This is a genomic window from Oceanobacillus zhaokaii (assembly GCF_003352005.1).
GTDB classification, from domain to species: Bacteria; Bacillota; Bacilli; order Bacillales; family Amphibacillaceae; genus Oceanobacillus; species Oceanobacillus zhaokaii.
In genome coordinates this window covers 4,025,696-4,038,966 of record NZ_CP024848.1, presented here as the reverse complement: position 1 = coordinate 4,038,966, position 13,271 = coordinate 4,025,696, and the positions used below count along the sequence as shown (strand labels likewise).

Genomic DNA, 13,271 nt, shown 5'->3' with positions numbered 1-13,271 from the left:
GAAAGAAAGGAAGTAGGTACATGCCAAGCTTTTCGCATTTTTTTCAAACACTGATGGAAACAAAAGGTGTATTCATTAAAGCCATGCTTTTAACATTAGAGCTGACAGCTGTTTCAATTTTAATCGGAATTGTTATCGGACTTTTCTTTGCCTTATTAAAAATTTCTAAAATAAAAGTATTAGAACTCATCTCAGACGCATATGTCTATTTGGTCCGAGGAACACCGCTGATCGTTCAAATATTTATCCTCTACTTCGGAATTAGCGGGATTTTCCTCCTTCCTGATTTCTGGGCTGCTTCACTTGCTCTCGCATTCCATAATGGAGCCTATATTTCCGAAATCCTTCGAGGGGCTATTCAGGCAGTCGATAATGGTCAGATGGAGGCAGGACGCTCATTAGGAATGACAAAAACACTGACATTAAGGAGAATTATTCTTCCGCAGGCATTCCGACGGGCACTGCCTCCTTTAGGCAACCAATTTATCATCAGTTTAAAAGATTCTTCGTTAGCCGCATTTATCTCCATGAATGAGTTGTTTAATGTGGCGACAACACTAGGGTCTAATAATTTTGACGAAATGACCTATTTACTCATTGTAGCAGTCTACTATTTATTACTAGTGGCACTGTTGACATTCATAGTGAACCGATTTGAACAGAAGTTAGCAGTAAGTGACAGATAGGAGGAGAGGACAATGGACACAAAGGAAATGATTAAAGTAAATCAATTGAATAAATCATTTGGAGACTTACATGTATTAAAAAATATCGATATGACAGTTTTCGAGAGCGATGTTGTTTGTTTAATAGGAGCGAGCGGCTCAGGGAAAAGTACTCTCCTTCGCTGTTTGAACTTTTTAGAAAAAAAGGATAGCGGCAATATTATTATTGAAGGAAATGAAGTCGATCCAGCTACCGATAACCTCAATAAGATTAGAGAAAAGGTAGGAATGGTGTTTCAGCATTTCAACTTATTTCCACACAAAACCGTTTTAGAGAATATTATCGAAGCACCCATCATGGTAAAGGGCGTTGACAAAAAGGAGGCTATCTCAAAAGCAAGACAATTACTGGATAAGGTAGGCTTGGAGGATAAGTCAGATGTATATCCAAGTAAATTATCAGGCGGGCAAAAGCAACGGGTTGCGATTGCTAGAGCACTTGCGATGGAACCGGACATTATGCTATTTGATGAGCCAACATCGGCACTCGACCCCGAGCTTGTGGGAGAGGTTTTAGCAACCATGAAGGAATTGGCTCAAGATGGAATGACAATGGTTGTTGTCACACATGAAATGGAATTTGCTAGAGAAGTAGCGGATTGGATTGTGTATATGAACGATGGGAAAATTATCGAGCGCGGCAAACCTGAGCAATTTTTCAACCATCCGAAAGAGGAGCGGACGCAGGAGTTTTTAAAATCGACAACTCTGAAATAAAATTATGAGGTCCTGTCTATATGTTTAGGCAGGACCTCGTGTTTATTTTAGGCGGTACCAACGCTAGTAAATAGTAAAGGAGATGTATCTAGATTAGAAAAGAGATAATTAGTTACCGAGTGGAGTATGCATAGACAATTATTGTAATTATGACACGTGTCATAATTTTTTTCATACAGGTGTGAATATATCCTCATTCTTTCTTAAGTTATTATTTAAATACAAACATTCACGAAAGGAAGAGAGTGAGGATAATGGAGAGTAAAGGGAGAATTCGTTTGCTTGATATTTTGCGGGGGATTGCTGTATTAGGGACATTGGGAACGAATATATGGATCTTTGGACACTTGGGTGATTTAACTTATATTACGACATTTAACTACTCTGGCTGGTGGGAAACAGAAGATCTGTTCAGGATGATTGTACTGTTCTTGGTCAACGGAAAGCTGCTAGGGTTGTTAACGATAATGTTTGGAGTTGGGATGGAGCTGAAGTATCAGCAAGCTATAAGACAAGGAAAAGCTTGGCCTAGAGTATATATATGGACGGCCATTTTCTTAATCATTGAAGGATTCATCCATTATACATTGGTTATGGAATATGACATTTTAATGAGTTATGGAGTGACAGCAATTTTTGTAGTGTTCATTATTAAACGTGGAGAACGTTTTATTAAGAGAATAATGATTATTATTGGGAGTGTTCATGCAGCTGTTATATTGTTTTTGTTGGCAGTAGGCTTGCTCGCGAATATATCGGTAGGAAGTTTTGGAGATGTAGTTAGTCTCTATCATGGAGGAAGCTGGCTGGAGCAAGTTCAATATCGCCTAAGTAATTTTTTGCCACTTAGAATTGAGGCCATTTTTATTATACCTATGAACATTTTTTTATTTTTACTCGGAGTTCTGCTCATGCGTTCTGGAGTTTTCTCTCCTGATGAGGATGGAAAGAGACAGCGCAATAAGCTCTTTAAATTAGGTATCTTTCTTGGATTGCCTTTAAATATGCTTATTTTTATCCCAGGAGGCGCTTTTGATTTACCAGTCCGTTATTTGTTCGCTCCATTATTATCGCTGGGCTATATTTCATTTATTTCAATCATGGTAGAATATTGTAAGTGGGAATGGCTTTGGCGCAGCCTTGAAAATGTCGGAAAAATGTCTCTTAGCTGTTATTTGATGCAAAATATTATAAGCTCTATTATCTTTTATGGATGGGGATTAGCTTTAGGCGGAAAAGCAGGTTCATTGACGATCATAATGCTAATTTTAATTATTTCATTATTGCAAATTTTGTTCGCTGCCATTTGGCTTCGTACTTTTAGGGCTGGCCCAATGGAATTTATTCGTCAGCGTACAGTAAAGGCTCTCATATCTCACTAATTGAAGGGAGAAGTAATGATAAATAAATTATATCCTAGGGATCAAATTAGAAACTATTTGCTTATCGATGTGATATCCATTGTATTTTTCTGCTATATCGTTTTGCGTTCAGGAACTATTTTCGGTTTTTGGGGAAATCTCTTTTTGCTCTTGGTATTCCTTGTTTCGTTTTATATTGGACTCTGGTACAAGGATTGGCGTTTACTTGCCGCTGTTTTGCTCGGGCTTTCAATCATTACTTTATTTGGTGTTTTAGTATCACCTTCAATCTTACTATTTGGTTTTATATTTGCTGATTTGATTGGAAGGTCAAAGTCAAAGGTACACATTATGATAGGGATAATGGCAATTGCTGCTATGTTTCTCATTGTTTATTGGAAAGGCACAGGCAATTTATTTAAGCAAGACTATTGGATATTGCTCCCAATTTTAATTCTGCAATTAACTTTCCCTATCTTGATTTACATTAAAGAAAAGGCAAAAGGCTTACAAGGCGAACTAGATGCAGCAAATATACAAATTGAAAAGTATATTCAGCAGGAGGAAAGGCAGCGGATAGCAAGGGATCTTCACGATACTCTTGGGCAAACGTTAACAATGATTAAATTAAAAAGTGAATTAACTTCTAGATTAATAAACAACGATTCCACCCGAGCCAAGCAAGAATTGGAAGATATACTAATGATGACAAGGAGGGCCTTAAATCAGGTAAGAGAGGCTGTTTCGGAGATGAAATTTATCTCTTTGGAGAGCGAAATAGAGAATTCTCAAAAGTTAATGGAAGCAATAGGCATCGAGTTGGAAATAGCAAAAAAGGAACTTCCGCTATTACCAAGTGTGGCACAGACGATGATTGCTCTTTCTATTCGTGAAGCGATGACGAATATAATTAAGCACAGTAAAGCAAGTCAATGCACATTAAAGTTCGAAATAATCGACAACATGTTTAATATACAAATAATAGATAACGGGATTGGGCTAAAAAGGAAAGAGATTGGAAATGGCATTCAGTCGATGAAAGAGCGGATGAGTGCTGTTCAAGGAACAGCGATGATAAAGGGTTTAAGCAGCGGTGGGACCAATGTTACTCTGAGTCTTCCAATCTTTCAAATGGAAAGGGGGAATCTTGCTTTATGATACGAGTAGTTATTGCAGAAGACCAGCAAATGCTGCGTGGAGCACTATCTGCATTATTAAAATTTGAAGCAGATATAGAAGTGTTGGCAGAAGTATCCGATGGGAAAAAAGCTTGGGAAGTGATTCAAAGTAAACGGCCAGACGTATGTTTATTGGATATAGAAATGCCTTTTATCAATGGTCTTGAATTGGCGGAGAAAATAAGAAATGCTAAATATCCTTGTAAAGTTATCATTGTTACCACTTTTGCACGTCCCGGATATTTACAAAAGGCGATGGATGCTAAAGTAGATGGCTATTTATTAAAAGATGAGCCAATTGATTACCTTATTGAGTCGATTCGAAAAGTCATAAAGGGAGAGCAGGTGATTAGTATGGATCTTGCGGCAACCCTCTTTATGAAAGAAGATAATCCATTAAGCGAGCGTGAAACAGAGGTATTGCGTCTTGCAAAGGACGGTTTAACAACAAGTCAAATTAGCAATGTCCTATTCTTAACAAAAGGTACCGTGCGTAACTATCTATCCTCCGCGATTCAGAAACTTGAGTCCGAATCAAGACAGCAAGCCGTAAATATTGCTAGTGATAAAGGGTGGATTTAAAAATAGCGCAATAATTTGTTAAATAGATCTCCTAGGGAAGCGATAGATGAAGATTTATGATAAAAATTTTCAATTCAATCCTCAAAAATGAACATATACTATTAAGATAAATTATAAAGGTAAGCTATTAAGGCTTACATATTATTTTGTTAATGAATTACAGACAAAAATAGTGCACTTGTTACCTGCTGTTGGAACTTATATTAATTGTCACGTGTTGTAAGGCCGCCTCTAGTAAAAGACTATATTTAGGTGGCAATGCTTTGGAAGGTCCCCCAATTTTCTTGCCTTGCAAACTGTGGGTAAGTGGACATAAAGTTTATAATGATAGGAGCTTGATCTAAACAAGGATATGTTTTGAAAAGAGACCTATCACCATATTTTATAGCATTTATTGCAAGTGGTAATTCGCGTCTAAATATTTCATCTCGTTTTGCAGAAGAAGACATCGGAATTTCTCCTTGATCTACGTATAAATAAACATCAAAGAATAAAGAAGTTCCATATTGTTTCCACTCTCCCAAAACTTCATCCCTCAAAGGATTGATTTCCCCCCAGGCATAATCTATTCCGATGTTTAAAAATAGTTCTCCAGTTAAATCGGAGTGAGTTAGTGTATAGCGCCTTGGAATAACGGGTTCGGTAGCAGCAGTACCTTCCATAAATTCCACAGATAGTTTTTCTGGATAAAAAGTGCTCAAATAATCAACTCCCATCGTTTTTTTATCATTATGCTGATGGTCGTTGGTCTGTTAATAATAGGACCTCTAGCTAATTACAAATTAGTCTGTAAAACAGAGGGGCAAAGAATTGTCGCTCCGTTTTCCTGTTATCTATTTCGTTTAGTAAGGGGAGTATGGATATGGCGGGTAATATAACCAAAATCAGGTCCTGAAGCCAATAGAGCGCCAATTAAAGTATCAACACAAAACAATGATCTTAAAGGGAGTGGTTTGGGCTGGAATGCTAAATGTGGCACTTCCATATTCAACAAGCAGATTTCGGTTTGCAGGATCCAACGTGAAGGGTTGATCGTTTTGTAATAGTATCGGAGTAAAACTAGAAATATTCAATTGTAGTTGACCATCACTACTCACCAGCTGGCTGTTAAAATAGTCTACCTTAACATTTTGATAAGCGTTATCTTTTACGATTACGAGGGCTTGATATTGTGGCGGGTAAATAAGAATGACAGGTACATTGACATCATAAAAACCAGTTACACGGTCTCCAACTGAAACCATAACATGGTCTAGAAAATAGGTTGTTGGACTAATCACAAAATTTACTATTGAACCATCTTCACTTAATAAGGACATTAATTTAAAACACCCTTTTAATTCCTCATCAGAACCTACTGAATAATCTTGAATCGAGGTAACCGTACCAGAGAAAGAACCGTATTTTTTCATTTTTTTCCTCCATTTTAATCAATCATTAATGTAATTCAATAATCCGGAAAGTTCGAGAGCGCTGAACGTCCATTTTTAAAATGGAAATTCAGCTGGCCTAATAAATATTATGATGAAGAGGATTAGATGTTCCTTAATAAAGTTAGCAAGACTATTAGGATAAACATCCCGGAAGAACAGAATCTGAGAATCCTGTTAATTGACGGTCCCGCAGTTCTAGGCTGGGATGTCTTTAGGTTAATGGATGAACAAAACTCAATGAGACATCTAAGCGAGCAATTAGAGGATTTGCAAAAACAAGGATATTTAAAACCATTATCTATTGGGGTTATGACCCATTTTCTATCGGGAGCAATGAATGAAGCAGCTCTTTGGATGGCAGAAAATCCAGATGATGAAAACTTGTTAGAAGATATTATGGCTACGATTACAACATTATTGGAGGGACTAAAAAAATAAGTAATAATCTACCATCAGTAAAATCAATTAACCTTGCGTAGCCTGCTATTCTAGATTAAAACTATAACTTTTTTCATTGAAGTTCCAGATAGTGAAACTCAGTCCACGTTTTTTGATTTAAATAAATAAACTATCTATACTCTTTGAAGAACGAGGCAATCCAAACGGAAATAGAATTTCTCGTCAACATTTAATATTTGGAGGTCAACACAATGAAAGTAGCAGCAATCGTAGGAAGTATTCGTAAAGATTCATATAATTTACAACTGGCAAAACACGTTCAAAAACGTTATGCAGGTCAATTTGAAGTCGAGATTTTAGACTTGGCTTCATTGCCAATGTACAACCAAGATATCGAATTAGATGCACCACAAGAAGTTCTTGATTTCAAAGCGAAAGTCAAAGAAGCAGATGCCGTACTTTGGGTAACACCCGAATACAATTCGACAATTCCGGGTGTGTTAGGAAATGCAATTGATTGGTTAAGCCGAGTAGATCAAGTAATGCATGGTAAACCATCTATTATTATGGGGTCTTCAATGGGTATTTTAGGTTCAGTCAAAGCGCAGATGCACTTAAGAGATATCCTATTTGCGGGTGGATTAAATTCTCCAGTCTTTGGCGGAAATGAAGTATATGTAGGCGCAGTACACGAGAAATTTGACACTGAAGGAAACTTAACAGACGAAGCAACGAACGCTTTCTTAGATGATGTCATTGCAAAATTCCAAGAATGGGTAAAGCCATACATTAAACAATATGCTTAATTAGGGACAGAGGGACAGGCACCATGACCCATAAACTAGTCGGGACGAGGTGCCTGTCCCCTTGTACCACTTATTTCCTCACAACAGGGATCCACATTTCACCATATACTAAGCCATTTCTTTGCCCCATCACAACAGCTGCATTTGGTCCACCAACATAGGCTACATTATTTGCTTCTGGCAAGACTTCACCAAAGGCAATGCCAGTAAGCTTGTTACTCAACTCTTCATCCGTATTTGCTTCCCCTTTAACTACTACATACTCCCCTTTAGGAAATTGGATAACTCTTGATGCTTCTGGTAAGGATTCCTCTGTCATAACGCCAGCATAATGCATCATCTTGTTATTTACTGCTTCGTTGACGACAAAAATGGAGTCATTTGTGGCGATAGCTTTTAACGCATCAAGCCTTCCATCCTCTTTGACTGCATGCCAAAAATCTGCCTTTTCCTTGTTTATGCCAGCATAGTCTGTGTAATCACTTTTAAGCTCCGTACCAATCCCTAAAACGGTAAATCCGTCTTTTTCTTCTAATGTATAATCTGCCATATTAAAAATCATCCTTTGCTTTAAAATTATCAAATGTCTTGTATCCTTCACTTGATAGATATATGATACCCTTAAATCATGTCAAATAATGATACTGTTTAGGAGACGCCAATGAAGAAAGTTGAACGGATCAATGTCATCATGCGGTATATTAACAACCGCGCCCATTTTACGATTTCTGAAATCATGCAGGAATTTAATATCTCTCGTTCGACAGCAATTCGAGATATCAGAGAAATTGAGGCATTGGGAATGCCGCTTGTCGCTGAGGTTGGAAGGGATGGGGGTTATTCTGTCATGAACAACTCTGTCCTTCCCAATGTTCGCTTTACCGATAATGAGATCAAAGCTCTTTTTATCGCCTTTATGGCCACAAGAAATCAGCAGCTTCCCTATTTAAAGAGTCGTCACTCTTTAGCTGAAAAATTACTAGGCCTCCTTTCGGAGAACCAGCAAGAGACCCTAGTTCTTTTAAATCAAATCCTACTTTTTGAAGGGACGAATCCACATAATCCCAACCTGCTTGATCTGTCAGATCTCCCACACCCTATGTTGGAAAAACTCATTCAAATTCTCCTTTTAGATCGCTATTTAGTGATCACCATCAAAGAAGAGAATGAAATTAAGTCTTATGCTATTTATCTTTTGCACCTTCATCGTGAAAAAAGCCTTTGGTTGATTGAAGGCTTTGATTTAAAGGAAGAAAAGAGACGGATTTTCCCTGTCGACAATCTCACTAATGTGGAACTCTACCCGAAGAAAAAAAGACTAGGCAGGAATAGGATTATAGAAAAACTAAGAGAGAAGGAAGAAGTTACCAACCTTGTCATAGAACTTGGTCCAAAGGCTATTGCCCAATTTAATAAATACCATCCTTTAAAATTATCCATTTCCTATACGAATCCTTACCAAACGACAGCCATTCTAAAGACTTTTATCAATGTGAATAATCCCGAGGAATTGAGCGAAATAACAAATTGGGTCCTTTTCCTAGGTAAGGATGTCAAGGTCAGGGAAATGCCGGACGAGGTCTTGGAAGTGTTACGAGAGAGATTATCCTTATATTGCCCATGAGGAGCAGGAGTTAAAACACATATCTTTAAACCTTATTAATTGAATTGTTTTAATTACAACCGGATGGGTATACTATCACTGCCCCAAACAGCAGTCATTGGAAATTAAAATTTGATAAAGATTCTTACCAAGAAGCGAGAAAATATAAAGTGATATTATAGTTCCGGAGAATCTTTAAGTGCCTAACTTATTAATGGATTTTTCGGGAAAATACAATTATATTCTCATCTGAGGATAGACAGATAAAATGTTGGAGGGTTTTAGTATGAAACATTTCACAGAAGAAGAAAAGATAAAGATTTTATCTGACATAATAGCGATTAAATCTATTAATGAAAACGAAATCGAAGTGGCAAATTACTTGAAAGATTTATTTGCTGAATATGGCATTGAATCTAAAATTGTTCCAGTTACAGACACTCGTGTTAACTTAGTGGCTGAAGTTGGAAGCGGGAGTCCAGTCATTGGCGTTTCTGGTCATATGGATGTCGTTTCTCCTGGGGATGAAAGCGAGTGGACAACGGATCCGTTCACATTGACAGAAAGAGACGGCAAATTATACGGACGTGGAACAAATGACATGAAAGCAGGTTTAGTAAACCTTGCATTAGTGATGATTGAACTCAAGGAAAATAATGAACTAAAAAATGGTACCGTCCGTTTTATGGCAACGACTGGTGAAGAAGTCGGTGGCGCAGGTTCTAAAAAATTATACGAAGAAGGCTATATGGACGATGTAGATTATCTTTGGGTAGCTGAACCTTCTCATGACACGATTATTTACTCTCACAAAGGATCACTTAACTTGCGTGTAACGTCTATTGGTGAAGCAGCACACAGCTCTATGCCTGACCAAGGTTATAACGCGATTAATCCATTGATGGAATATCTGTTAGAAGTAGACGGGAAATTGAATGGCGATGATCGTAAAAATGAAGTTCTGGATAAATTGGTTATGAGTACAACTATTTTTAATGCAGGGAACCAAGTAAACTCAGTTCCAGAAAAAGCTGTAGCTGAAATAAACGTACGTACTATTCCAGAATTTGATAACGATGAAGTGATTGACCTATTCAACAAAACAGCTGACAAATACAATAAAGAAGGCTCTAATATTGATGTTGAAGTGACAATGTCATTACCAAGTGTTTTCACTTCAGGACAATCTGAAATGGTTGATCTTGCTAAAGAACTCGGTAAAAAATACTTAGATTTGGAAATCTCCGTTAAAGGTTCGCCAGGGGTGACGGATGCATCAAACTTATTACGAGGTAAAGATGATAACTTCCCATTCATGATGTTTGGTCCAGGCGAAACAAAAATGGCACACAAAACAGATGAATATGTCTATAAAGATTACTACTTTGCATTCTTCGATATTTATAAAGCGTTAATTTTAGGATTATCGAAATAAAGAGGGATTTATTAAACAATATAGAGGTGGCAACCATTTTTGGTGGTCATCTCTTTTTGATTTGGCTTTTTCGAATAAGATTGATGAAAAATTTTACACAGAGAGATTCGATTTCCAAATACCACAATAACAATTATTACCTAATAAATGGGCGTGCTTCCATTCTATTCCAGAACCGTATATTTAGAATAATGAAGTATAATGCTTATTTAAGTTTATTTATTTTGGTTGTTAAATTGCCAAATCATTGATTCGTACAGTGTTTGAGTGCTGTTTTCAGGACTTTTGGCGCGTTACTAATTCCGTGGTTTTTATTATTGTTTTGTAATAAACCGTTCATACTAGCGTAATAGTTTTTCTCTATACTAAGGGACTTGGTAGGCTAGTAAGCGAGATGACAATACGAATTACTTTACTACTAATAGATTAATACATAGTAAGGGAGAAACTAGAATGAAAAAAAGAATTAGTACAATTTTTTTGACAGCACTAATCATTATGTCTTCGTTAGTAAATCCTGCTAATGCGATGAACGGTGGAACGGAAGGGATTAACCCCTGGATGAATACCAAGTTGTCTGCTGAGGAGCGCACCGAGCTGCTTCTCGATGAGATGACGATGGAACAGAAAATCCAACAAATCGCCATTTCCCGTTTCAATGAGAACGACACCGGTGAGACGGTTGTCATCAACAAGGGAGGTACTAGTAAGTACCAGAACGGTGAATTCGCTCCCGAGGGTACTTTGCCTGGGTGTGAGTGGCAGGACACTGGCCGTCAAATCCGTGGGATTGAGGACCTGGGTATTCCCACAATCCGTATGACAAACGGTGGTACGGGCGTAAAAGGTGGATCGTGTGGCAATGACCCGATAGCGACGGGACTTCCTTCCACACCAGCGCTGGCCGCAACTTTCGACCGAGGGTTGAACTATGATGCAGGCCGAATTCTCGGCGAAGAGACTCGTGCCTTCGCACATCACGTGTTGCTTGGACCGGGCATGAACCTTATTCGTCACCCGTACGGTGGCCGTAACTATGAGTACTTCAGTGAGGACCCATACTTGACGGGTATCCTGGCGACTCAGCAGGTCAAGGGCATCCAGGACCAGGGTGTCCAGGCACAGCTTAAGCACTTGGCCGGCAACGAGCAAGAGACTGAGCGATGGACGATGGGTGTTCAGGTTCCCTCAAAGGCTATGAACGAACTGTACATGCTACCTTTCGAGATGACCGTCAAGGATGCTGATCCAGCCTCCGTGATGTGCTCATTCCCGGATGTTAACGGCACTTATGCTTGTGATAGCTCTGAATTGCTTCAAGATGCACTAAGGGACAACTGGGGCTTTGATGGTTACGTTATGAGTGACCGTCGCGCGGTTCACGACACGGTTGCAGCCATCAAGGCGGGCATGAATGTCGAGCTCGACTGGGCACCGCAGTACTATACTCAAGAAATAATCCAGGATGCACTTGATTCAGGTGAGGTAACCGAGGACGACATCGACAATCTTCTTCGTCCGCGCTACATTAAGATGATCGAGTATGGCCACATGGATGAGCCTTACGACGAGTTCCTGCCGGAGATCGTTGATCCGATTGCTAATGGTGCTAGCGCACGGAAGATGGCAGAGGAAGGGTCTGTGCTATTAAAGAACGATAACGACTTCCTGCCGCTGGACGGTGAGCCGGAGTCAATCGCACTAATCGGTCTTGAATGGTTTGCTGGTGAGGCAAAGATGTCTCCGCGCTCTGTTCGGGACAATAACGAGAACGTAGAAACTCCTTACACGGTTACTCCGCAAGAAGGACTAGAGAACGTTATCGAGGAACTAGGCTATGACACTGAAGTAACATACAACGATGGCCGTGACCCGGAGGCCGCTGCTAAGCTGGCTGCTGAGTCCGACGTCGTGCTTCTCATGATCGGCGACAACCCGCATGAGACTGTGGACCGCGATACCCTTGGCTTTCCGGCTATCGACCTTGACGAACACAAGGACCGAGAAGACTGGGTGGAGCAAGAGCCACTAATCGATGCGGTTCTGAAGGCAAATGCGGAGAATACCGCTGTAGTTCTGAAGACTTCCGGTACGGTGCTTATGCCGTGGTTGGATGAGGTACCAGCAGTACTTGAAGCTTGGTTCCCAGGCATGGAGGATGGAAATGCTGTGGCCAACTTGCTTTACGGTAAAGTTAATCCTTCCGGTAAGCTACCTATGACATTCGGTGCGACAGAGCGAGAAGCTGCCTTCGCGACAGAAGAGCAATTCCCTGGAACGCGTCAAGATACTGGCAAGCCAGGTGGACCAGGTCCATACGGTGATGGTTCCGACCAACTAATTGCCAAGTACACTGAGGGTCTAGAGATGGGCTACCGCTGGTATGAAGCAAACGATGTGAAGCCAGTCTTCCCATTCGGGTACGGTCTATCGTATACAACTTTTGAGTATGATGACCTTAAGGTGAAAAAGGTACGCGGTGAAGGTAATTCGAAAGGCAAAGGCAATAACGGCTCGTTGTCCGGTATTGACGTGTCCTTCACCATCACGAACACTGGTGATGTTGCCGGAAAAGAAGCGGCACAGGTCTACCTGACACTGCCGGACGAGGCAGGACAGCCAACCAAACGTCTTGTCAACTTCGAGAAGGTTGATCTTAAGCCGGGTGAGAGTCAACGCGTGACCGTGAGAATTAACCAGGCTGACTCTAACCACCCGTTCTCTTATTTCATTCCGGAAGAACCGGACAACCTAGCGAACTGGGCTGATGGCGATTGGGCTACTGTTGATGGAAAATACCGCGTACATGTCGGTGGTTCTTCAGCAGACACTCCATTGGAAAAAGATATCCCGTTGAACTTCAAACTTAACAAAGACAACGGTAAAGACAACAACAAAGGTAATAACAATGGTAACAAAGGCAACAACAAAGGTAACAACAATGGCAACAGCCAATGATAACAGCAATGGCAGGGGGAACTCTAATCGGTAGTCCCCTGGCCATGGAATGACGCCTGACGACCCTGTAGGGG

13 protein-coding genes are annotated in these 13,271 nt (G+C 39.8%); 10 read left to right on the top strand and 3 right to left on the bottom strand.

What is annotated here, in order from left to right; all coding sequences use genetic code 11:
• Positions 1–20: 20 nt before the first annotated feature.
• The 5 genes from CUC15_RS19650 (at position 21) to CUC15_RS19630 (ending at position 4,563) form a co-directional block, all read left to right on the top strand.
• The gene (locus tag CUC15_RS19650) at positions 21–686 is read left to right on the top strand and encodes an amino acid ABC transporter permease (protein ID WP_114918280.1); all 666 of its coding nucleotides are present in this window, start codon (positions 21–23) and stop codon (positions 684–686) included.
• Between the two features lie 12 nt (positions 687–698).
• Positions 699–1,442 (top strand): amino acid ABC transporter ATP-binding protein, encoded by a 744-nt coding sequence (locus tag CUC15_RS19645; protein ID WP_114918279.1) that lies wholly within the window; start codon positions 699–701, stop codon positions 1,440–1,442.
• A 254-nt stretch (positions 1,443–1,696) separates the two neighbouring features.
• Positions 1,697–2,824, top strand: a complete 1,128-nt coding sequence (locus CUC15_RS19640) for a DUF418 domain-containing protein (RefSeq protein ID WP_114918278.1) — start codon at positions 1,697–1,699, stop codon at positions 2,822–2,824.
• A 15-nt stretch (positions 2,825–2,839) separates the two neighbouring features.
• On the top strand, positions 2,840–3,961 hold the full coding sequence (locus tag CUC15_RS19635; RefSeq protein WP_114918277.1) for a sensor histidine kinase: 1,122 nt from the start codon (positions 2,840–2,842) through the stop codon (positions 3,959–3,961).
• Positions 3,958–4,563: a response regulator transcription factor gene (locus tag CUC15_RS19630; RefSeq protein ID WP_114918276.1), complete on the top strand. Its 606-nt coding sequence runs from the start codon at positions 3,958–3,960 to the stop codon at positions 4,561–4,563. Before CUC15_RS19635 ends, CUC15_RS19630 begins: the two co-directional genes overlap by 4 nt.
• Before the next feature lie 248 nt (positions 4,564–4,811).
• On the opposite strand, the gene CUC15_RS19625 is transcribed toward CUC15_RS19630, so the two are convergent.
• Together CUC15_RS19625 and CUC15_RS19620 are read right to left on the bottom strand one after the other, a co-directional pair.
• Complete coding sequence (locus CUC15_RS19625) at positions 4,812–5,264, bottom strand: staygreen family protein (RefSeq protein WP_114918275.1); 453 nt, start codon at positions 5,262–5,264, stop codon at positions 4,812–4,814.
• A 219-nt stretch (positions 5,265–5,483) separates the two neighbouring features.
• A complete protein-coding gene (locus CUC15_RS19620; protein WP_114918274.1) occupies positions 5,484–5,975 on the bottom strand; it encodes a hypothetical protein in 492 nt (163 codons plus the stop codon).
• A gap of 126 nt (positions 5,976–6,101) precedes the next feature.
• Here CUC15_RS19620 and CUC15_RS19615 point away from each other — a divergent pair, with 126 nt between their 5' ends.
• Both CUC15_RS19615 and CUC15_RS19610 read left to right on the top strand, forming a co-directional pair.
• Positions 6,102–6,434, top strand: coding sequence for a hypothetical protein (locus tag CUC15_RS19615; RefSeq protein WP_114918273.1), 333 nt, complete (start codon positions 6,102–6,104; stop codon positions 6,432–6,434).
• Between the two features lie 212 nt (positions 6,435–6,646).
• On the top strand, positions 6,647–7,201 hold the full coding sequence (locus tag CUC15_RS19610; protein ID WP_114918272.1) for an NADPH-dependent FMN reductase: 555 nt from the start codon (positions 6,647–6,649) through the stop codon (positions 7,199–7,201).
• A gap of 70 nt (positions 7,202–7,271) precedes the next feature.
• On the opposite strand, the gene CUC15_RS19605 is transcribed toward CUC15_RS19610, so the two are convergent.
• Positions 7,272–7,751, bottom strand: a complete 480-nt coding sequence (locus CUC15_RS19605; RefSeq protein WP_114918271.1) for a GyrI-like domain-containing protein — start codon at positions 7,749–7,751, stop codon at positions 7,272–7,274.
• 111 nt (positions 7,752–7,862) lie between these two features.
• Here CUC15_RS19605 and CUC15_RS19600 point away from each other — a divergent pair, with 111 nt between their 5' ends.
• The 3 genes from CUC15_RS19600 (at position 7,863) to CUC15_RS19590 (ending at position 13,197) form a co-directional block, all read left to right on the top strand.
• Entirely contained in the window at positions 7,863–8,825 is a 963-nt protein-coding gene (locus tag CUC15_RS19600; protein WP_114918270.1) for a helix-turn-helix transcriptional regulator, read from the top strand.
• A 265-nt stretch (positions 8,826–9,090) separates the two neighbouring features.
• Positions 9,091–10,239, top strand: a complete 1,149-nt coding sequence (locus tag CUC15_RS19595; RefSeq protein ID WP_114918269.1) for an ArgE/DapE family deacylase — start codon at positions 9,091–9,093, stop codon at positions 10,237–10,239.
• 453 nt (positions 10,240–10,692) lie between these two features.
• Positions 10,693–13,197 (top strand): beta-glucosidase family protein, encoded by a 2,505-nt coding sequence (locus CUC15_RS19590; protein ID WP_114918268.1) that lies wholly within the window; start codon positions 10,693–10,695, stop codon positions 13,195–13,197.
• Positions 13,198–13,271: the final 74 nt, after the last annotated feature.